This window comes from Agrobacterium sp. K11 (genome assembly GCF_059429395.1).
The window spans coordinates 506,421-528,996 of the sequence record NZ_JCAHRB010000004.1 but is presented as its reverse complement, the minus strand read 5'-3'; the positions used below and the strand labels follow the sequence as shown (position 1 = coordinate 528,996).

Sequence of the window (22,576 nt, the reverse complement as noted above, 5' to 3'; positions counted from 1 at the left end):
CGACATGTGATGCCTAATGCCTTGCGGCAGAGTGAGTTCGGTATCGCTGCATTTCTCCTTTCAGAAAGGATTATCCAATGACCAAAGACACATATTTCCACAAATCCCGTGCCGGCGTTGCGGGTGCACCGCTTTTCGTCGTGCTGCACGGCACCGGCGGTGATGAAAATCAGTTCTTCGACTTCGGCTCGGGCCTGTTGCCGAATGCCACGATTGTCTCGCCGCTCGGCGATGTCGCCGAACATGGCGCTGCGCGGTTTTTCCGGCGCACGGGTGAGGGCGTTTACGACATGGCCGATCTAGAGCGGGCAACAGCCAAGCTGGCGGATTTCGTCAAAGCCAACCGGGAGCACTATCAGGCTGGTCCGGTAATCGGTCTCGGTTTCTCCAACGGCGCGAATATCCTCGCAAATGTGCTGATCGAACAGCCGGAGCTTTTTGATGCCGCCGTGCTGATGCATCCGCTCATCCCGTTCGAGCCGCAGGCGGCTGCGGCCAAATCCTCGCGCCGGGTGCTGATCACGGCCGGAGAACGCGATCCCATCTGCCCGGTGCCGCTGACGAAGGCGCTGGAAAAGAGCCTTGAAGCGCAGGGCGGCACGGTGGAAACGGTTTGGCATCCGGGCGGGCATGAAATCCGTTCGAACGAGATCGAGGCGGTGCGGGAGTTTCTAGCGCCTTATGGAGGGTAGCTTTCTGCCCGGCCTCCTTCCTCACCGGCATGCCGGATCTAGTCCGGGGTGACGGTGAGGGTAGGTGATCCGCCTTTCCGCATCGCAGCCAGGCAGAACGATCCTGCTACCCCCGCCTTAGCGATATCCGCATTGCTGCAACTGCGCCTCGTAACGCAGCGCCATGTTGGCGGAGCGGCGGGCGGCTTTCTGGACGGCGGAATTGTTGCGCCAGCTTCCCTTGGCGTAACCGGCATGGCCGGAATAATAAGCGAGGTAGAGGTTATAGGGATCGTTCAGCGCAATGCCGTTTTCGCGGCGGCTCTTGGCGTGATACCAGCCGACGAAATGGATCGCGTCGGTGAAATCCGTGCGGCTTGCCGACCAGCGGCCGGTTTCGCGCTTGTAGACTTCCCATGTACCGTCCAGCGCCTGGGCATAACCGTAAGCGGTGGACTGGCGCGTCCAGGGAATGAAGCCGAAGAGTTTGGTGCGCGGCGGGCGGGCATAGGGGCGGAAGGCAGATTCGGTGTAGATCGTTGCCATCATCACCGGCACCGGCACGCCGAACTCCCGTTCGGCTGCCCTCGCGTCACGTCGCCAATTGTTGAAGAGGCCGTTCCGCTGCTCGAAAATCGCACAGGCATTGGTGACCTGCGACGGTGCGGTTGCGCAACCGGCCAGAACAGTCATCAGTAAAACAACGGCAAATACGCCACGCATCGCGGAACCCTTTCGTTCCGCTATTCTTAAATTGCTAACCATTAACGTCGGGTTTTAAGACAAGGTTAATTCAAATGCCGCCGATCAAGCGCCTGTTAACCCGCTGAAAATTCCTGTGTTCGGGATGCGGCAAAACCATGGGGTGAGTGGCGTTTTTTTCCGGAAATGGCATTGCCGGCATCCCCGCACATCCCCGGTCTCACAAAGCCGCTTATGTTTATCCCATCCCGGTCATCCAGCGTGCGCGCGGCGCAAGGTGGGCGGGGCAGGCGGCCAAAACCGGGGAGTTTCCCGATGTCACGGTTGAGGCGGCCGGCATGTGCTCATCCTCCAAACAGGAACCGGTTTGGCGGGTGGGTCACATGTTGAAGCCGGGGCCGCATCGTCTGCAAAACCCTACTACACCATTTGATACTCCCGCAGCGATGCGGCCCCTTTATCGCTTCTAAGCGTCGCCTCGGTTTCGGGGGGCGGGCGCGGGCTATGTTTCCGGAGAGCCTGCCCCTGTACAAAAATGAAAACCGATAAAATTGTAGCAATCGGCTTAAAGCGGCTGAAAACAGTGCTGTGCCATTGTGGGATCACAGACAAGGAGCGGACAACCTGCAAGGACGGGGCCGCTGCGGAAAACAGAAATCGAGACCGGCACAAGCCGGCGGATCGTCAAACGGGGTATGAAAATGCTGAAGAAGATTATTGCTGCCGCCATCTGCGGAATTGCCATTGCTTCCATGTCCACTCATGCCGATGCGGCTGGTGCCGCCGGTTTTGCCCGCAGCTTTGCCGCAGCCGAAAAGAGCGCCGTAACACAGATCGGTATTTCGGCGCCCGGCGGTTTTGATGGCTGCGTTCTGTCCGCCGGCCAATGCGTTTCGACGATTGCCGCGCCGCTGACCGGCGAACGCCGCGATGAACTGCTGCGCGTCAACCGCGATGTGAACGCCACCATGGGTGCACTCGATGATTATTTCTCCGGCTTTTCAGCCGATGTTCCGGCAACGCCTTCGGTAAGCGCCAATGATTGTGGCGATTGTGCCGCGATCAAGCGCACGGCACTGGTCGGTGCCGGCTGGTCTTCCGCAGCACTGCGCCTTGCCTTTTTGCTTGATGATGACGGATCGCTCGAAAAGGTGCTTGTTGTCACCACAGACAAGGGCGATATCGTGCTCGGCAACGCCGCTTTCTCTCCGGTTGAGCGCGAAACCACGCTCTAACCCGAACTTTTCATGCCTGCCAGACTGCGCCGGTTTTCCAGACCCTTACGGGATCAGGAAGCCGGCGATTTTTTTCGTTCCGCCACGGCAATGCCGGCCAGCGCCATCACCAGCGCCGCGATCTGGTAGGGATGCAGGGTTTCGCTGAGGACGATGACGGAGAGAAGCGTGCCGAAGACGGGGACGAGGTTGATGAAAAGGCCGGCGCGGTTGGCGCCGATCTGCTCCACGCCCTTGATGTACAGGATCTGGGCGATGAGCGACGCGAAGATGGCGGCATAGACCACCAGCACCCAACCCTTCTGATCGGGCCAGACGACGTTGTCGCGTGAGATTTCCCAAAAGACCAGCGGGACTGAGGTTAGGAGGGCGAAAAAGGCTGGGATCGCCATCAGCGTGCGCCAGTCCACGATCGGTTTCCAGCGCAGGATGACGGTGTAGATGGCATAGACCAGCACCGCCAGCAGCATGATGGCGTCGCCGGCATTCATCTCCAGTTGCAGCAGCGAGACCGGATCACCATGCGAGGCGAGAAGCGCCACGCCGGCAATGGTGAGACAGAAACCGGCGATCTGGCCGAACAGCACGCGAGTGCGGAACAGGATGAAGTTCAGCACGAATATGACCATGGGAATGCCCGCCTGGATGACGGCGGCATTGATGGCGGAGGTGTGCTGAAGCGCGGTATAAAGAAAGACGTTGAAGGCGGTGTAACCGACACTGCCGAGCACGAAGAAGTAAGGCAGGCGTTTTTTCACCACCGGCCAGTCCTTGATGAGCTGCGGCACGGAAATGGCGAAGATGATGGCGACGGCCAAAACCCAGCGCAGGAAGGTAAACGCCATGGGGCTGATGTGGCCGACGGCGAGCTTTCCGGCAACGGTATTGCCACCCCAGCAGAGCGTGGCGATGATGAGGGCGAGATAGGCTTTCGAAGGCACGCTGATGTTTCGCTTCTTCAAGGGGCGGGAAAAGGCTAAGGGGTGAATAGCGGCCTTGTGTCCGCGCTTGTCCCCCCACGGGGCGAGATAATGCGGAATTCGACGTTTTGTCACGGAAAAAGCAAAATTCACCATAAGAAACAGGGTCGCTTTCCGTAAAACAACGCAGTATACATTCGCGGGTTTGGGTTTCCCATCGGGTTATCGGGCGCGCAAGCGCCATGAGCAGGAAAGCAAGAAATGACGAATGTTGTGGTGGTCGGCTCGCAGTGGGGCGACGAAGGCAAAGGCAAGATTGTCGACTGGCTGTCCGAGCGGGCAGATGTCGTCGTACGGTATCAGGGCGGCCACAATGCCGGCCATACTCTTGTCATCGATGGCATCAGCTACAAGCTTTCGCTTCTGCCTTCCGGCGTCGTGCGTCCCGGCAAGCTCGCCGTCATCGGCAACGGCGTCGTGGTCGATCCACATGCGCTGATCGCTGAAATCGGCCGTCTGGAAGTGCAGGGCGTGAAGGTCACGCCGGAAAACCTGCGCATTGCAGACAATGCCACGCTCATTCTTTCCCTGCACCGCGAACTTGATGGCATGCGCGAAGACGCCGCCTCCAACAGCGGCACCAAGATCGGCACCACGCGCCGCGGTATCGGCCCGGCCTACGAAGACAAGGTCGGCCGCCGCGCCATCCGCGTCATGGATCTGGCCGACATGGAGGCGCTGTCCGCCAAGGTCGATCGCATCCTGACGCATCACAATGCGCTGCGTCGCGGCTTCGGCGCTGCTGAAGTTTCGCATGAAACCATCATGGAAGAGTTGAGCTCGGTTGCAGAACGCATCCTGCCGTTCAGCGAAACCGTATGGCTGCTGCTCGACAAGAAGCGCCGCGCCGGTGCGCGCATCCTGTTCGAAGGCGCGCAGGGCTCGCTGCTCGATATCGACCACGGCACATACCCCTATGTAACTTCTTCCAACACGGTTGCCGGTCAGGCCGCTGCCGGTTCGGGCATGGGTCCGGGTTCGCTGGGTTATATTCTCGGCATCACCAAGGCCTATACGACCCGCGTTGGCGAAGGTCCTTTCCCGACCGAGCTGCATGACGAAATCGGCCAGTTCCTGGGCGAAAAAGGTCATGAGTTCGGCACCGTTACCGGCCGCAAGCGTCGTTGTGGCTGGTTTGACGCAGCGCTGGTGCGCCAGTCGGTCGCCACCAACGGCATCACCGGCATCGCGCTCACCAAGCTTGACGTTCTCGACGGTCTGGACGAGCTGAAAATCTGCGTCGGCTACAAGCTCGACGGGCAGGAAATCGATCATCTTCCCGCAAGCCAGGGTGCGCAGGCTCGTGTCGAGCCGATCTATGTCACGCTGGAAGGCTGGAAAGAATCTACCGTCGGCGCCCGAAAATGGGCGGATTTGCCTGCTCAGGCAATTAAATATGTCCGTCAGGTGGAAGAACTGATCGGGGCGCCTGTCGCGCTTCTGTCGACAAGTCCGGAGCGTGACGACACCATACTTGTGACTGATCCGTTTGAGGACTAATGTCCTCGGCGATCTAGATTCATAAACCATATCGGGCCGGTACGTCGCCGGTCACGACGAGAAAGTGCTTATGGCGGATTTTGTAGCAGTCATTCGCAAGGCCGTGGATGGCTTGGCGAACAATACTCCCGAAAACCGGGCGAAGGTTTACGACAAGGCGCGCAGTGCGGTTGTGCGCCAGCTCGAGAATATGAAGCCACGTCCGCCGGAAGAATTGTTGCGCCGGCAGATCGCCAAGCTGGACGCCGCCATAGCCGAGGTGGACAGCGAATATGCCGAGGCCTTGCCGGCACTGGAGGAGGATGATGCTTTCTCCCCCGTGGCGGAAGAGGCGGATGCTGTCTATCATCCGCAGGACGTTGCCGAAGAGCCTGCCGTTCATGCCGCCGAGCGGTACGAGCCGGTGGAGGAAGAGCCTGCTCCGGTTGTGCCCGCACATTCGGAGCCGGTTTATCCTGTCCAGCCAGAGCCGGTTTATGAAGAACCGGCCCGCGAAGAGGAGCCTCTCCCCGAGGAACCCGTCGCCGCTTTAATCCCGCATGAGGAGCAGCATTACGGCGCGCGTGAGCCGGAGGAGCTTTACGACGCACCCGAACCGGCCCGTGTCGCGCCGGTTCATGAAGCCGGTCCTCACGAGGAAGCCGGTACCTATTTCACCCGCGCGCATGAAGAGCCGGCCTATCAGCCGGAGGACGAGCGCGTTGACGATATCGCGCCTGAAGCGGCGGCCCCCCATGCCGATGATTCCGTGCCGCCCCATTGGGCGCAGCCGGTTGACGAGGATGACTGGCGCAAGCTCGAAGAAGCGCAGGACGAGGATGTTCGCCCGGCTGCCGAGGCCGAAGTGCGCCACGAGAGGGACGACCATTCCGTCGTCGCCGGTTATTCCGCTCAGCACTATCAGGCCCCGGATGTCAGCTTCGAGCCTGAGCGGCGCGACGGGAACGAGCATGCCGGTTACCGCGCTGCTGCCGATCGCGATCCGATTTTTGGCGGGCACGACGATTTTTCCGAACCCCGGCAGACCGAAGACACGGCCCCGAAGAAGGCTGCTGTCGTCGAGGACTTCTCGTCCTATTTCGAGGACACGGATCTCGCGATCCCGCCGAAGGCCACGCCTGCGTTGCCGCGCGCCGATAACGATCCCTTCGATGACCGTGCGTCCAAGGACAACAAGGAGCGCACGCCCTGGGACGATCTGGACGAGCTGATCGGTTATGACGGCGCGTCATCTTCCAGCCGGGCAACGACGAACGAAATGCCCGCTCTCGGTGCTGGTGCCGCGACGCCCGCTTACATGGTCAAGAAGAAGCCGCGCCGGAATTATGCCTCGCTGGTACTTGCGCTTGTGGGCGCCGGGCTTCTTGCCGGTGGTGGTTATGCGCTCTGGTTGAACCGTGATGCGCTGAACGACATGGTCGGCGGCCTGGTGCAATCGGCACAGAAGGATGGCGGCACCCAGACGCCTCCAGCCAATACGGCGCAGACGCCGACATCCACACCGCCAGCTGCCCAGCAGCCGCCTGCCAGCGGGCAGCAGCCGACGACGAGCCCGACCAACCATCAGGCGCAGCCGAATGCCGATGACGGGTCCGTCACCGGCACGAAGTTCACCCAGCGGCTTCTGGCCGACGGGACCGAGCGCGACGAGGGGCCAGCGCCGGGCGCCAATGGCCAGCCCGTCACGGCGGAAGGCCAGTCGGTCTATGAGCAGAATGTCGCGCCGCCGCCTGCGGGCGAGGCTCCGGCCAATACGGCTGCGGGTACTCCGGCTGGTACGCCGCCGGCGCAGCCGCCTGCTGCGGCCGCTGCCGCCACGGGCGACCGCATGTTCCTCTACGAGGAAGTGCTGGGCCAGACCGTTCCGACCGCCATTCAGGGCAGCGTTTCCTGGTCCTTGCAGCAGGAAAACGACAATGAGGGTCGTCCGTCCGCAACGGTGCAGGGCCAGATCACGGTTCCCGGCCGTGGCCTCAGCGCGCTCATCACCTTCAAGCGCAACACCGATCCTTCGCTTCCGGCAAGCCATCTGATCGAGATCGTCTTCTCGGTTTCGCCCGGCTTCGAAGGCGGCGCGATCGACAGCGTCCAGCGTATCGCGATGAAGAGCACGGAGCAGGATCGTGGTAACGCCCTGATCGCGGTTCCGGCCAAGATCACCGACGATTTCCACATGATCGCGCTCAACGACTTCCCGGATGCGATGAAGACCAATCTGGAGCTGTTGAAGAGCCGCAACTGGATCGACATCCCGGTTTCCTACCGCAACGGCCGCCGTGCGCTTCTGACCTTGCAAAAGGGCAATGACGGCATCGCCGCCTTCGACACGGCGCTACGCGAATGGGCGGCTGCAAAGCCCGCGACCGGTCAGTGATTGGTGTGGGGGATCGGCTAAAGCCGGTCCCCTCATTTCTTCCTTATGTCTTGCAAATAAAAAGCCCGCAGATCTCGCGATCTGCGGGCTGAGAAATTTACTGGCAAAGAATCTCACTCTCTCGTCACGCCGGACACCAAGGGGAGTGAGAGGGGATGGCCGTCTAGCCAATTACTCCGACGTCATCCTCGGGACAGGCCCGAAGATGACGTAGCCGATAAGTTCAGCCCCACTCTCTTAAAAAGACCGAGCCTTACGCATCCACCACGCGCAGCGCGCGGGCGGCTTCGAGGGCTTCCTTCTGGACGGCTTCCTGAACCTTCTCGAAGGCGCGAACCTCGATCTGGCGCACGCGTTCGCGGCTGATATCGAACTCGGATGAGAGTTCTTCCAGCGTCACCGGGTCTTCGGCAAGGCGGCGGGCCTCGAAGATGCGGCGTTCACGATCGTTCAGCACGCCCATGGCCTTGGCCAGCATGCGGCGGCGGGTTTCCAGCTCGTCCTGCTCGATCAGCACGGCTTCCTGGCTTTCATGGTCGTCCACCAGCCAGTCCTGCCATTGGCCGGATTCGCCTTCGGATGCCTTGATGGGCGCATTCAGCGATGCGTCGCCATGCAGGCGGCGGTTCATCGAGATCACTTCTTCCTCGGAAACCTGCAGCTTGGTGGCGATTTCCTTGACGTGTTCCGGCTTCAGATCGCCATCGTCGATCGCCTGGATACGGCCTTTCAGCCGGCGCAGGTTGAAGAACAGGCGTTTCTGGTTGGCAGTCGTACCCATCTTCACCAGCGACCACGAACGCAGGATATATTCCTGGATCGAAGCCTTGATCCACCACATGGCGTAGGTGGCCAGACGGAAACCGCGTTCCGGATCAAACTTCTTCACCGCCTGCATCAGGCCGACATTGCCTTCGGACACGACTTCGCCAATCGGCAGGCCGTAACCGCGGTAACCCATGGCAATCTTGGCAACAAGGCGCAGGTGGCTGGTGACGAGCTTGTGAGCGGCGTCGCGGTCGCCATGCTCGGCGTAACGCTTGCCAAGCATGTACTCTTCCTGCGGCTCCAGCATCGGGAATTTACGGATTTCGTCGAGATATCTATTGAGACCGGCTTCGCCGGCCGTAATTGTAGGCAAACTATTGCGGGCCATAAAGCACCCCCTTATCTATGGTCTGGAACGGCACCCTCATCGATTGGCGATTACTCGCCCAAGGCACACCGCTAGTGGCTGGTCGTTACCGACCCCGCACGAACCCACGTAACAAATATGTATGCACCCGCCGCGTTTCAAGCGAACACAGCGTTCACACATGCGTTATGTCCCGGCGACACCTTCTTTGACCTGTTTAACTTTCGAACGGTAAATTCGTTCCGAAAAACCACCGAGACCGGAGCGCACCATCAACTCATACATGACCCGCCGGCGGGTGGGGTTGTGCAGGCGAACGACCCGGGAGCCGAGAAACTCCGTTTCGACATGATCGAGTGTCTGCAAGTCGGGGCCAGAGGCAATCGCGTCCGCGTAGACAGCGTGAAATTCCCGGCGGCAGACATAGGTCTTGTATTTCGTCATGGCGAAGCAGGCGAGGCTGTGGCCGTGGGTGCGCAGAAAATCGGCGACGCCAACGGTCACTTCCGGCCATGCGGGGTTGAAGGTATCGTCGAAGACGATGACGCCGTGCGGGGCGATCACCTCCAGCGCCAGTTTCGCGTCCGCCAGCACGTGGTGCAGGTGGTGCCCGCCGTCGATGCTGAAGAACCTGACGGGACCGGTCCGCGACGTAATATCGGTGGGTGCGAGCCGGGTGCTGTCGCCCTTGATGATCAAGTCCTCATCCATCGCAAAACCCAACCGCCTGCCGTTTTCCATCAGGCGGTCATATTGGTCGAGGCTTCCGTCCGAGGGTGGGTCGAGTTCGAACAGGTCGACGCCCAGAACCTTTTCCTGCGGCTGCGCGAATTTGCGCAGCAGAAAATAGGAGCGGCCATAATAGACGCCGATCTCCGCCATGCCGCCCTTCAGGCCGTCCCTTGTCTGCGCCTGCAGCAGCGCCTTGAAGACAAGCGCGTCGGGTGGGTCGATATAGCCTTCGACGCTTCGTAATCCCTGAAAGATAAACTGGCGTTCATCGGTGTTCATGCGCGATAGATCCCGTCGTCATGCCGGTTCCGTTCAGCTCTGCGGATAAAACGGCGTTCCTTGCAACGTCTGTCTTTCGGCAAGCCCGAGGTCCGGCCACGGCATTCGCGGTGACGATTTCAAGCTTTCCGGGGTTCGAAGAGGTGCGACGATTGAAGCGGAATTGGGGCGGTCTACAAGAAAGACCATGTGGGGAATATCGCTATCCGCTAATCTCTTTTTATTTTCCGTGGCTTCCGGCAAGATGCACGGCGTGGTTTTTTTGACCTCGCCGTGCGGCATTTTCAGCTCCGCAGGGCGATGAGCAGTTCTTCCATATCATCAGGCATGTCTGTTTCGAATTCCATCACCTCGCCGGTGCGGGGGTGTTCGAAGGCCAGGAGATAGGCATGCAGCGCCTGTCGCGGAAAGCGGTTGACGGTGCTTCTTGCCGGTTCCTCAAGCAGGTTCGCCTTGGTGCGGAAGGCCGCGCCATATTCGGGGTCGCCGATCAGCGGATGGCCGATATGGGCCATGTGCACGCGGATCTGATGGGTGCGGCCGGTTTCCAGGCGGCACTCCACCATCGAGGCGAGGCAGGACGCATCCGCCTTTTCATGGAAACGTTCCATAACCTCGTAATGGGTTATCGCCTCGCGGGCATCGTCCGTGTCCTCGCGCTTGACGGCGCGTTTGGTGCGGTCGGCGCCGCGGCCGAGTGCGGCGTCAATGGTGCCGCGCAGCGTGCGCGGTCGGCCCCAGACGACGGCCTTGTAGGCGCGTTCCAGCGGGCCGGTGCGGCCGTGATCGGCAAATTGCGCGGCGAGATGGCGGTGTGCATTGTCGTTTTTCGCCACGACCATGACGCCGGAGGTTTCCTTGTCCAGCCGATGCACGATGCCGGGGCGCTTCACGCCGCCAATGCCGGAGAGGCTGTCGCCGCAATGATAAATGAGGGCGTTGACCAGCGTTCCGGTCCAGTTGCCGGCGCCGGGATGCACGACGAGACCGGCGGGTTTGACGAGCACGATCAGGTCGTCGTCCTCATATTCCACATCGAGCGGGATATCCTCGCCCTTGGGTTCAGGGTCTTCCGGCTCCGGCATGACGATCTCGACGCGGTCGTGCGGGTGCACCTTCTTTTTCGGCTCGGTCACCGGCGTGCCGTTCAATAAGACGGCACCCTGCTCGATCAGGGCTTTCAGGCGGCTGCGCGACAGATCGCCGCCAACTTCGCCCGCCAGCCACACATCGATGCGGCCTTCGGCGTCTTCGCCGGCAATCAGGACTTTCCTTGCGTCTCCGCCTTGTTTAAAGGGGTCGTTCATTCTTATTTTTCCGATCAATCAGCATTCTAGGGAACCCGATGACGCACATCGAGCAAGACGAACAGGAAGACAAGCCGCTTGATCCGGCCATGGATAAAGTTCGCCGCAAGATGATCCGTTTGCAGATCGTGTCGGGCTCCGTGATGTTCATCAGCCTTATGGCTGTGTTCGGCGCGGTTGTCTACAAGGCGGTAGGACCATCGAAAACCGTTGTAACGCAGAGCGTACCGCAAAATCTGGCGGTTCCCACCGGCAACGGACCGCTTGCCGTGACCGCCAGCCTGCCGCAGGGCTTTACAATCGACAATGTCAGCTATTCCGGCGGTGACATGCTGTTTTACGGCAAGCTTGCCAACGGCACCCGCAAGGCGCTGGTCTTCAACGTCGCGGCCGGCCGGTTTCTCGCCGATGTGACGGTCGATGCCCAGTGAGGATATTGATCCGGCGGGCGCGCATGCGCTCCTGGGCGGTCGGGCTCTGATCCCGGTCGAAGACCCGGCCGATCCGCGCATTGCCGCCTTTCGCGATATTCGCGAGCGTGATCTCACCGGTCGCCAGGGCCGTTTCATCGCGGAAGGCACGGTTGTGTTGCGCATGCTGGCCGCCGCCCACAAGGCGGGTGGTGCCTTTGCGGCGGAGAGCATTCTCATCCTCAAGAACAGGCTTTCCGGCGTCGCGGATATCCTAGCCGATTTTCCGCCCGATGTGCCGGTCTATGTGGCGGAAGCGCCGGTGCTGGATAGCATTGTCGGTTTTCACCTGCATCGCGGCATTCTGGCGCTCGGCCGCCGGGTGCGTGACATTACGCTGGACGGGTTGACGGACGCGCTTCCCGCCTCGTCGCTGGTGCTGGTGGGCTGCGGCATTTCCAACCACGACAATCTGGGTGCGATGTTCCGCAACGCCGCGGCCTTTTATGCCGATGCGGTTTTTCTGGACGAGACTTCATGCGATCCGCTCTATCGCAAGGCGCTCCGGGTGTCCGTCGGTTCCGTTCTCTCGGTTCCCTATCATCGCGGCGGTGGTGCGGTGCAGATGCTGGAGCGGCTTTCGCAGGCCGGTTTTGCGATCTGGAGCCTTTCGCCGAATGGCGAGACCGAGATTCGCGATATTCCACGTTCGGATCGCATGGCGCTGGTCATCGGCACGGAAGGCGAGGGGTTGCCGCAATCGGTACTGTCTCGGTTCCATACCGCCCGGATTGCGCAGTCGCCGCAATTGGACAGTTTGAATGCGGGGACGGCTTCGGGGCTGGCGCTTTATCAGATGGCGGGGGCGATAGGGCGGGTTTAGGTCTTCGCGATGTTACTCGTGACGAATGCCGCTCACCCCCCTCTGTCCTGCCGGACATCTCCCCCACAAGGGGGAGATCGACCTGAGGCTAGGTCTCGGCCATCTCGATGTTTGCGAATGAAGTGACGTAAAGCTTCTTGCCGATCTCCCTCCTTGGGGGGGAGATGCCCAGCAGGACAGAGGGGGGTAAACCACACCCACCGAAGGGAATATCAACCCTTCCGCTTCTCCATCAACACACTCGCCCGCTTCGCAAGGCTCTCACGGCCGGTCGAGGCGCTGGCCTTCGCAAGCAGCCCCGGGATCGGCGATTTCTCGCCCTCCTGCGCTGCGGTGAGCGCGATCATCTGGGCGGCGATGCGGGCGATTTCGCGACGGATCGGTTCGTCGTTGCCGGTGCCGCGCACATTCAGAAGGCGTTCGGTGAGTGCCGTTCCCTGATTGCGGATATCCTCGATCTCCTGCTCCAGACCTTCCGGCGGCGTCGCTGCCGGTTCCATGGCGGTTGGGACCGGTGGAATGTCTGCCGCGACCACGGGCGCGATTTCGGGCAGGACGGGCGCCTTCTGCTGCTGGCTTGCGGTTTCCCCGTTCAGTACGGCGGGGTTGGGCAGACGGATGATCATGTCGTCGGCGCGGCCGCCGGTTGCGGCAAGCTGTTCCTTCAGGCGGGCAACCTCCTGATTGCGCAGGGTGAGCATTGTGTCGAGATCGGCATTTTTTGCCATGACACTGGCGATCTGTTCCTCCAGCCGGGTAACCTTGCGGCTTTCGCGCGCAACCGCCGTCATGGCCTCCTTGTTGCGGGCAGCGACATCCTGCAATTCGCGGGTCGCCGTTTCGCCCTCCTTGCGGAAACGCGAGGCGGTCTGTTTTGCCTGCTCGGCCTCCAGATCGCGGGTGGCGGCGAGGATTTTCGAATCATCCAGCTCGCGGGTCAGATTGGTGAGGCGAGCGGTGATCTCAGACATCTGGCCGGCACGCGCATTTGCGGCCTGTTCCTGCTCCAGAAGGTTTGCCTGTATTGCGCTCGCGCGTTCCTCGCTGGCGTCGAGTGCGCCTCGCAATTCGCCGATTTCCAGCGTCAATTCCTCGATTTTCAGCAAAAGGCCGCGGTTCTGCTCGCCGAGGCGATAGGCATCGCTGGATGCTGCCTCGTTGGCGAGGCGGAGCGAGGTGTTCTTTTCCCGTTCGGTGTCCAGTTCCTGACGAACCTTGGCGTTTTCGGCGGCATAGAGCGCGCGTGCCATGTCCTTCTGGGCACGAACTTCCTGGGGGCTGATGGGCATTGTCGCGCGCAGCCGGTTTTCCGTATAGGCAACGATGCGGCGATGGATCGCGGGCGCGATCAGCAAGGCCAGCAGGGTTGCGGTGAGAAAACCCAATCCGAAAAGAATGGCATATTCAATCACGCGAGACAGTCTCCGAAACTCAGATACGCGCGCATTCGGAAAGAGGAGCGCGAGAGCACGTTACGCTATTATTGCAACTGTTGGGAGGGGTATCGCCAAGGCAATTGCGCGGGGAGCCGCAAGAGTGCCTCCCCATCTCAGCGTCAGAAGGGGTTCCAGGTCGGTTCCTGGGTAAGCTTCAGGTAGCCGACATTGATGCCGAGGCGCGCGCCGATGCCGGTGCGAATGGGTGCCAGCGTGACATCGCTGCTTTTCAGATAGGTCATGCCGACGCCGGCGACGATGAAGGCCGAGCCGCTGACGCCGCCGTAACGGCGATAAAGCGAATCGACCGACGGCAGGTTGTAGACCAGCATCATGGCGCGGGTGCCCTGGCCGCCGTAATCGAGGCCGAGCGAGGGGCCTTGCCAGAAGACGGGATGCTGGCCGGCATTCTTGGTATAAAGCGTGCCTTCGCCATAGGTGAGGCCCGCGACGAAAGCGCCGGAGCCTTCCTGCCCCAGAATATAGCCGTTCGGAAGACCGTATTGCTGGAAGGCGCGTTCCACCACCTTGGCGAGCCCGCCGGTGGTTTCACCGAAGAATCCGTGGCCTGCATCCACGACTTCCTGAAAAGAATATTGATCGCTGTTCTGGGCCGAGGCCGGTGCGGCCCACATCAAAAGGCTGGCAAGGAGCGCAAAAATCTTTCCCAGTCCGAGGCGTGCAATGGTGCGGGTTTTCGTAAGGCGCATCGTCATGTCCGTCCGTCTGTTCGTTGGTGCATCAGCCCGAAAATCCGAATCGATTTTCGGCAGGGCCCATGCGAAGATTCAAAGTTCCAGAGCATCCTTTATACGTCCGAACGGACGCAGGGCGCTCCAGGGTGGCCTGTTAAGGCATTTGGCATTTTGAAACCATCCTATTAACAATCGGTTTACCAAATATGGTGTCATTATGGCTTAACAATTTCCACACCGTCCGCGCCTCCCTTGCGCAGGAGAGAATTTTATGACGAGCAAACTCAATATCACGCTGTCCGGTCCCGATCTGGCAGCTCTTCTGTGCAGTCGTGTGTGCCATGACGTGATCTCTCCTGTCGGCGCCATCAATAACGGCCTCGAATTGCTGGACGAGGGCGGCACCGATGACGATGCGCTGGATCTCATCCGCACATCCGCTCTTAACGCATCCGTGCGGCTGAAGTTCGCCCGCCTCGCTTTCGGCGCGTCCGGCTCCGCTGGCGCTTCGATCGATACCGGCGAGGCTGAAAAAGCCGCCAAGGATTTCGCTGCCGCCGAAAAGAAGGCCGAAGTGACCTGGAACGGCCCACGCGCCATCGTCGCGAAAAATCGTGTCAAACTTTTGCTCAACCTCTTTCTCGTGTCGTACAGCGCGATCCCGCGCGGGGGTAATGTGGATGTGGTGCTGGAAGATCCGGAGGGTGACGCCAAATTCGAAATCACCGTCAAGGGCAAGATGATGCGCATTCCGGCCAAATTCGCCGAGATCTACGAAGGCAGGCTGGAAGAGGCGGTCGACGCCCATTCCGTGCAGCCCTATTACACGCTGCTTCTGGCGGAGGAGGCCGATATGGCCGTGGAATACAAGGTGCATGAGGATCGCATCGTGTTTACCGCAAAGACGGTTGCCGCGTGACCGTTCAGTTGCAGAGGTAGTTTTGTGAAAGGGCCGGGTAGCGTTTTCCGACGCGCCGGCCTTTTTTGCTTTTGGGGAAGAGGTTCATGACACGTCTGACAACCGCGCGCCTCGTCCTGCGGCCGCACGCCATCACGGATGAAGCGCTTTATTGTGCGTTCTGGAGCGCGGATGTCCGGCCCATCGAAGGGGTCACATCGATTACGCCGCTGGACCCCGAAATCGCCTTTGCCCGTCTTTTGCGCTTCATCGGCCATTGGTCGGTCTTCGGCTTCGGTCCCTTTGTCGTGGAGGAGGCAAGCTCCGGGCGTATCGTCGGCGAGGTGGGCTTTGCCCATATGCGCCGTGGAAACGGCACCGATTTCGATGGCGTGCCAGAAGCGATGTGGAAAATCGATGCTGATCTGAACGGCAAGGGCGTCGCGACCGAGGCGGTGGCGGCGGCAACCGGGTGGTTCGATCGCAGCGGAATTTCGCAGCGGACCGTCTGCATGATCGACCCGCTCAACACCCCCTCGCTCGTCATCGCCGCCCGTTTCGGCTTCCGCCTGTTTCGCGATTCGACATTCCGGGGCAATCCCATCCGGCTTTTCGAGCGGGTGGTGGGGGTTTATTAGTGCTGCGCATTCCCGCCGTGCCGTCTCAATCGCGTTTCAGGGCGACCTGAAACCTGTTCGAGGTCTCGGGCGGTGGCGGTTTGAACCAAGGGTTGATCCAAGATCAATTTTTGGAGCTTAACATGCGCAATTTTTTTGTGGTTGCCATCGCCATCCTCTCCACCGCTGCGCAGCTGATTCGGAATATATCGCCCGCAATCTGCCAAAGGCGACCACGGTTTATCGCGAAATACCGGATGCCAGCCATTTCAGCTTCATGCAGACATGCAAGCCAAACGGCGAAAAAATCGTCGAGGAGCTTTCACCGGGGGAAGGTTTCGTCTGCCGTGACGGCGGGGCAGGGACCGCCTGGCCATCCACCGGCAGATCGCGGAGGCGATTGTCGGCTTCCTGAACGTGGAAATGCATTAAGACAGGTGTTCGGGACGTCTCGGTGAACCGTTGCGCGACGTCCCGATCCTTCAGGTCACTTTTTGCGGATGATACCGATAGGCAAGGTCTTCGGGATCAGACCGTGGTGCCGATGGGTCGATAACACCGCCGAGGCGCTGTGCAACCGCTGCGGATTTGCTGTTGCGCGGCGAGACATAGCTGACCAGCGTCTGCAATTTCAGGGTCTCGAATGCCCAGTCGCGCAGTGCAGAGGCCGCTTCCGCAGCATAACCGTGGCCTTCCTGGCCGCCATAAAGCAGCCAGCCCAGTTCCTTTTCGGGAAATAGCGGGCCGTGATTGATGCCGACCTGGCCGATACATTGCCCGGTTTCGCCAAGTTCGATCATGAGCGCCCCGTGGCCGAAAAAATGCCAGTTGGCGAGATCGTGACAAAAAACGCCCCAGGTTGACGGCAGGTCATATGGTCCGCCGACGCCGATGGAGCGGGTCGACGCCATAAAGTCTCTATAGGCGGGGAAATCCGCCATGATCTGCGGGCGCAAAATCAGGCGTTGCGTTCTGAGGGTGGGGATAGAATGGTCCATGGCACTATCCAATCATGAAATCGCAACAAAAAACCCGCTGTCGCCAGCGGGTCTTTTAAAAACTGCCATATCCTGAAGGGGATCAGGCGGTTTCGAGAAATTCCGTGGCTCCATCAGGCTCGCGCAGGACATAACCGCGGCCCCAGACGGTTTCGATGTAGTTTGCGCCGCCTGCAGCATTTGCGAGCTTCTTGCGCAGCTTGCAGATGAAGACGTCGATGATCTTCAGTTCCGGTTCGTCCATGCCGCCATAAAGGTGGTTCAGGAACATTTCCTTGGTCAGCGTCGTGCCCTTGCGCAGCGAAAGCAGCTCAAGCATCTGATATTCCTTGCCGGTCAGGTGAACGCGCTGGCCGCCCACTTCAACCGTCTTGGCATCGAGATTGACGATCAGCTCGCCGGTGGAGATGACCGATTGCGCATGGCCCTTGGAACGGCGGACGATTGCGTGAATACGGGCAACAAGCTCGTCCTTGTGGAACGGCTTCGTCATGTAGTCGTCTGCGCCGAAGCCGAGACCACGAACCTTGTCCTCGATACCGGCCATGCCGGAGAGGATGAGGATGGGTGTCTTGACCTTGGAAAGGCGCAAGGTTCTCAAGACCTCGTAACCCGACATGTCGGGCAGGTTGAGATCGAGAAGAATAATGTCGTAATCGTAGAGTTTACCGAGGTCCACGCCTTCCTCGCCGAGGTCGGTCGTGTAGACGTTAAAACTTTCCGACTTGAGCATCAGTTCGATGCTCTGCGCTGTTGCGCTGTCGTCTTCAATAAGTAGAACCCGCATAATTATCCCCTTTGCCGCCCGCAGATTGGTAAATCATTGCCTCGCGCGATGCGGATCCAGACGTTGCCTGATTTGCAGGCTGCCACCAAATGGTTAACAAATTCTAATTGCCTTTGGCAAGGTGTATCGAATTTATTAAGCAAAGTTGGCATTTCGCTGTTTTTGCACGTGAATCCACCATCGCCAAAATTGAAGCTTAACGTGAGGATATCTCGCTAAGTGATTCAATCGACTCTTACATCGTCGGGCCCGTTTTTTTGGACCTGGCATTTACCGACCCTTAAATGATCGTGTTTATCATTAACGATGCCCGTAAACGAAAGGTTAACGGCGGCGTTTTTTTATTAACGCCGGGTAACTTTTGGGAATCATTCCGGCACAACGGGTTAACCGGGCCGGTTGAGCGGGCGGGTTAAACGGGCCGATCGAGGGGGCATAGTGCCTTTTTGATCCGGGTCTCGCTATCCATGGAGTATTGCGTATGAAGTCGCGTGACAGCCTGGTTCGCCTGAAAGAATTTCAGGTTAATGAAAAACGCCGGCAACTTAGCCAGTTGCAGCAGATGATGTCCGAGTTTGAGCGGATGGCAAAGGAACTGGTGCATCAGATATCGCTGGAAGAGAGCAAGTCCGGCATTACCGATCCGACCCACTTCGCATATCCGACCTTCGCCAAGGCCGCGCGTCAGCGTGCGGACAATCTTCAGGTCTCGATCCGGGAGCTGAAGACCCAGCAGGAAGCCGCAGAGGCTTCTCTGGAAGAGGTGCAGGCCGAATATGAAAAGGCGGCGGCACTGGAAAACCGCGACGGAGCGATCCGCGCCCGCGCCTAGGTATTGGCGCAAGATCATATAAGGATCGTCCTCATTGACGGCTGCCGGTGGATCAGGAGGCGGCTTTCAATGACCGGATGCCCATGCTTTTTTCTGGAAGGCCGCCTCTCGTTGGCGGCCTTTTGCTTTGGTGCACCGCAGCGCCTTGCCCTGCTGGTTTCTTGCGGGGCAGGGATGGAGGGAATCCCTGCGTTTTCGATTGTCCGGGGCCAGGGAAAGGCGTAATTTGGTGAAGTTCCGACCAAGAGCCGGAGGCTTGTCCCACGCGCGCCCTGCGCGGACGCGGGTGGGCCAGAAGCGGGGAGGAAACAAATGGCCCGCCAATATATCGATTGCCGCGAATTCCCGAGCGACAGCAAATGCTCGATCGCCATCTCAGCCGATACGCCGGAGGAGCTCATGGAAGCGGCGGTTCAACATGCCGTGGCAGTGCATGGCGCCGAGGATACGCCGGAATTTCGGGCCGAAGTTCGAAGGAGCATACATGCAGGAACACCGCCGCTGAAGGTGGCGTGATTGCTGGCAGCCTGAAACCTATCCGTCGACATGCCGGGCCTGATCCGGCATCCAGCCGACGCGCGTCTGCGCGGCGGAAGATTCCCTTAAGCTCAAGGATTTGAGCTGGCTGGACCCCGGCTCTTGGCCGGGGTGACGGAGCGTGTGGGCTCCGCTTTCGCTAAAAAACAAACTTGAGGTTTTGTCCCGAGCCTCAGCCCGTCTGGCTAGTTACCCCTTGATAACATCTGCCCAGTCAGGGTGGCGTAGCGTCTGAGCCTTGAAGAAGGGGCAGAGCGGAATGATTTTCCAGCCGCCCTTGCGCGCTTCATCGATCGCGTGGGCCGCGAGCGCCTGGCCGACACCTTTGCCGCGCAGTGCATCGGGCACGCCTGTATGGTCGATGATGATGAGGGAAGGGGAGGTGCGCGAATAGGTCATCTCGGCCTTGTGGCCGTCGATGGTTGCCGAATATTCGCCGTGCGATCCGGTTTCGGTTGTCTTGATATCCATGATCTCTGCCTTCGCATTGCTTTTCGTTTTTTCCACTGTAACGGCCTGCGCCTGAATTGAAACAGCGGGATAGCGAACGCAGTGGACACAAACCGGTGACAGTCACCGGCTGTGTCTGGCAATTTTCAGGGGACATCCAAAATCAAACCGAAAGCCCCGTCGATGCGACGGGGCGTTTTGGAAGTTCGGTTTGGGCGCTTTGCCGCGCCGGCGCACTGGTTTAGTGGCGATATTGCTGAATGCGCGTGGTGCGCAGGCCGGCAAGGCCATGATCGGCAATCGACGACTGCCAGGACAGGAATTCTTCGACGGTGAGCGTATAACGCTCGCAGGCTTCCTCAAGGCTCAGAAGTCCTCCGCGCACGGCGGCGACGACCTCTGCCTTTCTGCGAATAACCCATCGACGGGTATTTGACGGCGGAAGATCCGCAATCGTCAGAGGGCTGCCATCGGGGCCGATGACATATTTAACTCGTGGGCGTATCATTTCGGTCATTGGACACTCTATACAAACTCAAGACCATATGACGGGAACTTTAGCCCCGTACCTTTAAAAATTGCCTAAGCAGTTCGTGACAATTTATTAAGAATTTGAACGGTTTCGCCCGATCTGTTCGAGTCGCCTTATTTTGTCGGGAAAAAATTTTTCCAAAAATCGTGTTTTTTATCGTCCATCGGTTGTTTTCCTCACAGCGCCGCAAGCGAAAGGCACGTTTTCCCGCTGCCTTGGGCGAATTCCGCGGTTCCCTCATGCAACAGACGCAGGCGATCGCCGGCATTGAGGGGCAGGATAAGGGTCGTCGACTGCGAGGTGCCGGCATTGGAGGCGTTGCCCGCTACAGTGAGGCCGCCAGCCGCGCCGTTGACGGCAAGCGAAACCCGGTGCCCGGAGGAGGACACCACGGCAAGCGACAGGGTGGCCAGATAGAGACCTTTCACGGGAACGACGAGTTCTCTTCCGCCGCCTGTGCCGACCGCGTCGCCGAGAACGAAACCACCCTCGTCGATGAAGAGCATGGAAAACCCCGAAGCCGAGCCGTTGACCGGCCTCGTCGTGCCCGAAGGCAGGCTTGCCAGAACCACGGGCCGGTTCGGCATCGTGACCCTGCCGTCGCCGCTGCACAAAAGGGCCGTGTGCCAGGAAATGCCGTCGGCGCTGGTCTTGATCGAAAAACCGTCATTGCCTGCAAGGCCCATTTCCGCCCGGCCGCTCCAGCCGGACTGGAACAGCAGCGAGGCGGTATCGGCCTTTGCCGCCTTGTTGATCGCCATGCGGTGGTTGCCGTTCTCTTCTGTGTGGGTGAAGAGGCTGGCGGGGGCGGCAAGCGCCAGACGGTTGGTGACATCGGCCTGTGTGCCAATACCAAGCTTTTCGAGGGTCGCCGCGGCAGGCAGCGGCACGTCCCGCCATGCGCTGTCCCGCAGGACGCGATGTTTACCCTCGCTGGAAAACCATGCCGTCCAGCCGGGCTGCGGCACTATCAGCAGCCATGCACCGTCCTGCCGGAAGGCAAGCTTCCCGCCCTTGCCCGCCCAGTCGCCAGCGGCGTCAAGCGAGAGCAGGAAGCAGTCTCCCTCCGGCGCATTGTCGGGCGGGGCGGCGACCACGTCCTTGACGACCAGCTGGACGATCGCGTCCAGCCGCTGCAGCGCCTCGTTGTGGGTGACGTGTTTCTGTGCCTGCGAGGGCAGGATATAAGGAAGCCTAAGTCTCGCCGTCTGTTCAGTCATGATGTCTCTTCCGCGCTCCGTGGCTGTTCGCCGGCGATTGTGATGCGGCGGGGCGGGGCGGGGATGAGCGGGGAAGATTATTTTTGCGGCTTCGGTGGGGAGTGCGTTCCGTGGTTGCCGAGATGGGTGGCTGTGGGCGAGCGGGAGAGCAGTCTTTGCTTCGGTGCCTGCGGCTTCACCCCCTCTGCCCTGCCGGGCATCTCCCCCACAAGGAGGGAGATCAGCAAGATGCGCTACCCCCGCTTCGTTCTCAAACGTCGAGATTGGCGGGACCCCGCCACGAGTTGATCTCCACCCTTGTGGGGGAGATGCCCGGCAGGGCAGAGGGGGGTGAAGCCGCAGGCACCGAAGCGAACGTCTAAAAAAGCGCAATCACCATATCCCGGCATCGTCGCCGTCCTATCGCGCGATATCCGCCGCAACCGCCATTGCGCCCTCGGCAATGAAATCCGGGTTGGCGAGTGCATCTTCACCATCGCCTCTCACCTCATAGGCAAGCAGCCGCCCCTCGCAATCCAGCGTTCTGCCACCGGCGGCGCGCAGTACGGCGTCGCCTGCCGCCGTATCCCACATCATGGTGCGGCTGAAGCGGGGATAGATATCGGCAGCACCTTCCGCCAGCATGCAGAATTTCAGTGAGGAACCGACGGAAATGCAGTCTTTCAGGCCGTGTTCGGCCACGAAGGCTTCCGTTTTCGCGGTACAGTGCGAGCGGCTGATCAGCGCCACGGGGGAGGCGCCGCGCTGGCGTGCGCGGATGGGGTGGCGCGCGAGGATCGCTCCTTCGCCTGATATTGCGAGCTTTTCGGCGCTGTTGTCCTTGCCGGTCCAGGCCTGGCCGCGGCAGGGGGCGTAAACAACGCCTACAACCGGCACGCCGTTTCTGATCAGGGCGATATTGACGGTGAAATCATCCTTGCCGGAAATGAATTCCTTGGTCCCATCCAGCGGATCGACCAGAAAAAATTCCGTGCCTGTCTCCGGCAGAATGCCGTTCGAGACCGCTTCTTCGGCAATGACCGGGATTTCGGGAAAATGCGCAGCCAGTGCCTGCAGAATGATCACCTCCGCCCGCTGGTCTGCCTCGGTCACGGGTGAGCAATCGTCCTTGTACGATACGTGTGGCCCGGCGCGATGGACCGCCATGATTGCCTGCCCGGCGTCCAGCGCCGCTTTCGTCAATATGTCGATCATCTTGTTGCCGTTGCCATTTCGTGCCGGGGATCCTTTGCCCCTCTATTTCGCTACTCTTTTGCCCGCCACCCGTCAAACAATGCGTCAGGCAACACTGAAATAAGCATTCGAACGCCAATTTTTTAGCACTTACTGCCGAAATCCTGGCTATTCTGATCGGGAAAACGGCAAC

Annotated in this window: 24 protein-coding genes and 1 pseudogene; 11 read left to right on the top strand and 14 right to left on the bottom strand. The window is 60.0% G+C overall.

Annotated features, from left to right (window positions below; genetic code table 11):
- Positions 1-77 precede the first annotated feature (77 nt).
- Positions 78-692 carry an alpha/beta hydrolase gene (locus tag AC5SEO_RS12240; RefSeq protein ID WP_065687509.1) on the top strand — a complete coding sequence of 205 codons (615 nt, stop codon included), beginning with the start codon at positions 78-80 and terminating at the stop codon, positions 690-692.
- A gap of 117 nt (positions 693-809) precedes the next feature.
- Here AC5SEO_RS12240 and AC5SEO_RS12235 read toward each other — a convergent pair whose 3' ends face one another.
- Positions 810-1,394: a transglycosylase SLT domain-containing protein gene (locus AC5SEO_RS12235; RefSeq protein ID WP_013636743.1), complete on the bottom strand. Its 585-nt coding sequence runs from the start codon at positions 1,392-1,394 to the stop codon at positions 810-812.
- Positions 1,395-2,074: 680 nt separating this feature from the next.
- On the opposite strand from AC5SEO_RS12235, the gene AC5SEO_RS12230 reads away from it, so the two are divergent.
- Positions 2,075-2,608 (top strand): transglutaminase-like cysteine peptidase, encoded by a 534-nt coding sequence (locus AC5SEO_RS12230; protein ID WP_174068595.1) that lies wholly within the window; start codon positions 2,075-2,077, stop codon positions 2,606-2,608.
- Positions 2,609-2,661: 53 nt separating this feature from the next.
- Here AC5SEO_RS12230 and AC5SEO_RS12225 read toward each other — a convergent pair whose 3' ends face one another.
- Positions 2,662-3,549 carry a DMT family transporter gene (locus AC5SEO_RS12225; RefSeq protein WP_026330752.1) on the bottom strand — a complete coding sequence of 296 codons (888 nt, stop codon included), beginning with the start codon at positions 3,547-3,549 and terminating at the stop codon, positions 2,662-2,664.
- A gap of 240 nt (positions 3,550-3,789) precedes the next feature.
- On the opposite strand from AC5SEO_RS12225, the gene AC5SEO_RS12220 reads away from it, so the two are divergent.
- Positions 3,790-5,088, top strand: a complete 1,299-nt coding sequence (locus AC5SEO_RS12220) for an adenylosuccinate synthase (RefSeq protein ID WP_003513983.1) — start codon at positions 3,790-3,792, stop codon at positions 5,086-5,088.
- A 70-nt stretch (positions 5,089-5,158) separates the two neighbouring features.
- Positions 5,159-7,462 carry a hypothetical protein gene (locus AC5SEO_RS12215; protein ID WP_174068593.1) on the top strand — a complete coding sequence of 768 codons (2,304 nt, stop codon included), beginning with the start codon at positions 5,159-5,161 and terminating at the stop codon, positions 7,460-7,462.
- A gap of 253 nt (positions 7,463-7,715) precedes the next feature.
- Here AC5SEO_RS12215 and rpoH read toward each other — a convergent pair whose 3' ends face one another.
- The 4 genes from rpoH to AC5SEO_RS12195 form a co-directional block, all read right to left on the bottom strand.
- Positions 7,716-8,618 carry an RNA polymerase sigma factor RpoH gene (gene rpoH, locus AC5SEO_RS12210; protein ID WP_003491840.1) on the bottom strand — a complete coding sequence of 301 codons (903 nt, stop codon included), beginning with the start codon at positions 8,616-8,618 and terminating at the stop codon, positions 7,716-7,718.
- A 165-nt stretch (positions 8,619-8,783) separates the two neighbouring features.
- Positions 8,784-9,608, bottom strand: coding sequence for a class I SAM-dependent methyltransferase (locus AC5SEO_RS12205; RefSeq protein WP_025594353.1), 825 nt, complete (start codon positions 9,606-9,608; stop codon positions 8,784-8,786).
- A 33-nt stretch (positions 9,609-9,641) separates the two neighbouring features.
- Positions 9,642-9,890, bottom strand: coding sequence for a hypothetical protein (locus AC5SEO_RS12200; RefSeq protein WP_019565095.1), 249 nt, complete (start codon positions 9,888-9,890; stop codon positions 9,642-9,644).
- 2 nt (positions 9,891-9,892) lie between these two features.
- Positions 9,893-10,915: an RluA family pseudouridine synthase gene (locus tag AC5SEO_RS12195; protein WP_003513979.1), complete on the bottom strand. Its 1,023-nt coding sequence runs from the start codon at positions 10,913-10,915 to the stop codon at positions 9,893-9,895.
- A gap of 38 nt (positions 10,916-10,953) precedes the next feature.
- Between AC5SEO_RS12195 and AC5SEO_RS12190 the strand changes: the two genes are divergently transcribed.
- A complete protein-coding gene (locus AC5SEO_RS12190) occupies positions 10,954-11,346 on the top strand; it encodes a hypothetical protein (protein WP_003513978.1) in 393 nt (130 codons plus the stop codon).
- Positions 11,336-12,208, top strand: coding sequence for a TrmH family RNA methyltransferase (locus AC5SEO_RS12185; protein ID WP_003513977.1), 873 nt, complete (start codon positions 11,336-11,338; stop codon positions 12,206-12,208). Before AC5SEO_RS12190 ends, AC5SEO_RS12185 begins: the two co-directional genes overlap by 11 nt.
- A gap of 212 nt (positions 12,209-12,420) precedes the next feature.
- Here AC5SEO_RS12185 and AC5SEO_RS12180 read toward each other — a convergent pair whose 3' ends face one another.
- Positions 12,421-13,620 (bottom strand): coiled-coil domain-containing protein, encoded by a 1,200-nt coding sequence (locus tag AC5SEO_RS12180; protein WP_112675677.1) that lies wholly within the window; start codon positions 13,618-13,620, stop codon positions 12,421-12,423.
- A 143-nt stretch (positions 13,621-13,763) separates the two neighbouring features.
- Positions 13,764-14,360: a DUF1134 domain-containing protein gene (locus AC5SEO_RS12175; protein WP_003513975.1), complete on the bottom strand. Its 597-nt coding sequence runs from the start codon at positions 14,358-14,360 to the stop codon at positions 13,764-13,766.
- A 250-nt stretch (positions 14,361-14,610) separates the two neighbouring features.
- Here AC5SEO_RS12175 and chpT point away from each other — a divergent pair, with 250 nt between their 5' ends.
- From chpT to AC5SEO_RS12160, 3 genes and pseudogenes are all read left to right on the top strand, one after another.
- Complete coding sequence (gene chpT, locus AC5SEO_RS12170) at positions 14,611-15,258, top strand: histidine phosphotransferase ChpT (protein WP_003513974.1); 648 nt, start codon at positions 14,611-14,613, stop codon at positions 15,256-15,258.
- A gap of 86 nt (positions 15,259-15,344) precedes the next feature.
- Positions 15,345-15,875: a GNAT family N-acetyltransferase gene (locus AC5SEO_RS12165; protein ID WP_113292369.1), complete on the top strand. Its 531-nt coding sequence runs from the start codon at positions 15,345-15,347 to the stop codon at positions 15,873-15,875.
- A gap of 172 nt (positions 15,876-16,047) precedes the next feature.
- Positions 16,048-16,286 (top strand): annotated as a pseudogene (locus AC5SEO_RS12160) (alpha/beta hydrolase family protein); the annotation flags it as partial.
- Between the two features lie 50 nt (positions 16,287-16,336).
- Here the strand turns inward: AC5SEO_RS12160 and AC5SEO_RS12155 are convergent.
- A complete protein-coding gene (locus AC5SEO_RS12155; protein ID WP_111804610.1) occupies positions 16,337-16,852 on the bottom strand; it encodes a GNAT family N-acetyltransferase in 516 nt (171 codons plus the stop codon).
- Positions 16,853-16,934: 82 nt separating this feature from the next.
- Positions 16,935-17,639: a response regulator transcription factor CtrA gene (gene ctrA / locus AC5SEO_RS12150; protein WP_003491823.1), complete on the bottom strand. Its 705-nt coding sequence runs from the start codon at positions 17,637-17,639 to the stop codon at positions 16,935-16,937.
- A 481-nt stretch (positions 17,640-18,120) separates the two neighbouring features.
- On the opposite strand from ctrA, the gene AC5SEO_RS12145 reads away from it, so the two are divergent.
- Both AC5SEO_RS12145 and AC5SEO_RS12140 read left to right on the top strand, forming a co-directional pair.
- Complete coding sequence (locus tag AC5SEO_RS12145; RefSeq protein ID WP_013636730.1) at positions 18,121-18,471, top strand: flagellar export protein FliJ; 351 nt, start codon at positions 18,121-18,123, stop codon at positions 18,469-18,471.
- Positions 18,472-18,783: 312 nt separating this feature from the next.
- Positions 18,784-18,987 (top strand): DUF1059 domain-containing protein, encoded by a 204-nt coding sequence (locus AC5SEO_RS12140; protein ID WP_003513967.1) that lies wholly within the window; start codon positions 18,784-18,786, stop codon positions 18,985-18,987.
- Positions 18,988-19,197: 210 nt separating this feature from the next.
- Here AC5SEO_RS12140 and AC5SEO_RS12135 read toward each other — a convergent pair whose 3' ends face one another.
- The 4 genes from AC5SEO_RS12135 to cysQ all read right to left on the bottom strand — a co-directional run bounded on the left by AC5SEO_RS12135 (position 19,198) and on the right by cysQ (position 22,404).
- Positions 19,198-19,479 (bottom strand): GNAT family N-acetyltransferase, encoded by a 282-nt coding sequence (locus AC5SEO_RS12135; protein WP_013636729.1) that lies wholly within the window; start codon positions 19,477-19,479, stop codon positions 19,198-19,200.
- Between the two features lie 220 nt (positions 19,480-19,699).
- A complete protein-coding gene (sciP, locus tag AC5SEO_RS12130; protein ID WP_003513963.1) occupies positions 19,700-19,975 on the bottom strand; it encodes a CtrA inhibitor SciP in 276 nt (91 codons plus the stop codon).
- 191 nt (positions 19,976-20,166) lie between these two features.
- Positions 20,167-21,210 carry a DUF2793 domain-containing protein gene (locus AC5SEO_RS12125; protein WP_174068592.1) on the bottom strand — a complete coding sequence of 348 codons (1,044 nt, stop codon included), beginning with the start codon at positions 21,208-21,210 and terminating at the stop codon, positions 20,167-20,169.
- A 399-nt stretch (positions 21,211-21,609) separates the two neighbouring features.
- On the bottom strand, positions 21,610-22,404 hold the full coding sequence (gene cysQ, locus AC5SEO_RS12120) for a 3'(2'),5'-bisphosphate nucleotidase CysQ (RefSeq protein ID WP_174068591.1): 795 nt from the start codon (positions 22,402-22,404) through the stop codon (positions 21,610-21,612).
- Between the last annotated feature and the right edge of the window lie 172 nt (positions 22,405-22,576).

Excerpts from the sequence above, each read along its gene's own strand:
- AC5SEO_RS12240 (WP_065687509.1), top strand. The coding sequence starts at position 78 with ATGACCAAAGACACATATTTCCACAAATCCCGTGCCGGCGTTGCGGGT.
- AC5SEO_RS12235 (WP_013636743.1), bottom strand. The coding sequence starts at position 1,394 with ATGCGTGGCGTATTTGCCGTTGTTTTACTGATGACTGTTCTGGCCGGT.
- AC5SEO_RS12230 (WP_174068595.1), top strand. The coding sequence starts at position 2,075 with ATGCTGAAGAAGATTATTGCTGCCGCCATCTGCGGAATTGCCATTGCT.
- AC5SEO_RS12220 (WP_003513983.1), top strand. The coding sequence starts at position 3,790 with ATGACGAATGTTGTGGTGGTCGGCTCGCAGTGGGGCGACGAAGGCAAA.
- AC5SEO_RS12215 (WP_174068593.1), top strand. The coding sequence starts at position 5,159 with ATGGCGGATTTTGTAGCAGTCATTCGCAAGGCCGTGGATGGCTTGGCG.
- rpoH (WP_003491840.1), bottom strand. The coding sequence starts at position 8,618 with ATGGCCCGCAATAGTTTGCCTACAATTACGGCCGGCGAAGCCGGTCTC.
- AC5SEO_RS12205 (WP_025594353.1), bottom strand. The coding sequence starts at position 9,608 with ATGAACACCGATGAACGCCAGTTTATCTTTCAGGGATTACGAAGCGTC.
- AC5SEO_RS12200 (WP_019565095.1), bottom strand. The coding sequence starts at position 9,890 with ATGCCGCACGGCGAGGTCAAAAAAACCACGCCGTGCATCTTGCCGGAA.
- AC5SEO_RS12195 (WP_003513979.1), bottom strand. The coding sequence starts at position 10,915 with ATGAACGACCCCTTTAAACAAGGCGGAGACGCAAGGAAAGTCCTGATT.
- AC5SEO_RS12190 (WP_003513978.1), top strand. The coding sequence starts at position 10,954 with ATGACGCACATCGAGCAAGACGAACAGGAAGACAAGCCGCTTGATCCG.
- AC5SEO_RS12185 (WP_003513977.1), top strand. The coding sequence starts at position 11,336 with ATGCCCAGTGAGGATATTGATCCGGCGGGCGCGCATGCGCTCCTGGGC.
- AC5SEO_RS12175 (WP_003513975.1), bottom strand. The coding sequence starts at position 14,360 with ATGACGATGCGCCTTACGAAAACCCGCACCATTGCACGCCTCGGACTG.
- chpT (WP_003513974.1), top strand. The coding sequence starts at position 14,611 with ATGACGAGCAAACTCAATATCACGCTGTCCGGTCCCGATCTGGCAGCT.
- AC5SEO_RS12165 (WP_113292369.1), top strand. The coding sequence starts at position 15,345 with ATGACACGTCTGACAACCGCGCGCCTCGTCCTGCGGCCGCACGCCATC.
- AC5SEO_RS12155 (WP_111804610.1), bottom strand. The coding sequence starts at position 16,852 with ATGGACCATTCTATCCCCACCCTCAGAACGCAACGCCTGATTTTGCGC.
- ctrA (WP_003491823.1), bottom strand. The coding sequence starts at position 17,639 with ATGCGGGTTCTACTTATTGAAGACGACAGCGCAACAGCGCAGAGCATC.
- AC5SEO_RS12145 (WP_013636730.1), top strand. The coding sequence starts at position 18,121 with ATGAAGTCGCGTGACAGCCTGGTTCGCCTGAAAGAATTTCAGGTTAAT.
- AC5SEO_RS12140 (WP_003513967.1), top strand. The coding sequence starts at position 18,784 with ATGGCCCGCCAATATATCGATTGCCGCGAATTCCCGAGCGACAGCAAA.
- AC5SEO_RS12135 (WP_013636729.1), bottom strand. The coding sequence starts at position 19,479 with ATGGATATCAAGACAACCGAAACCGGATCGCACGGCGAATATTCGGCA.
- sciP (WP_003513963.1), bottom strand. The coding sequence starts at position 19,975 with ATGACCGAAATGATACGCCCACGAGTTAAATATGTCATCGGCCCCGAT.
- AC5SEO_RS12125 (WP_174068592.1), bottom strand. The coding sequence starts at position 21,210 with ATGACTGAACAGACGGCGAGACTTAGGCTTCCTTATATCCTGCCCTCG.
- cysQ (WP_174068591.1), bottom strand. The coding sequence starts at position 22,404 with ATGATCGACATATTGACGAAAGCGGCGCTGGACGCCGGGCAGGCAATC.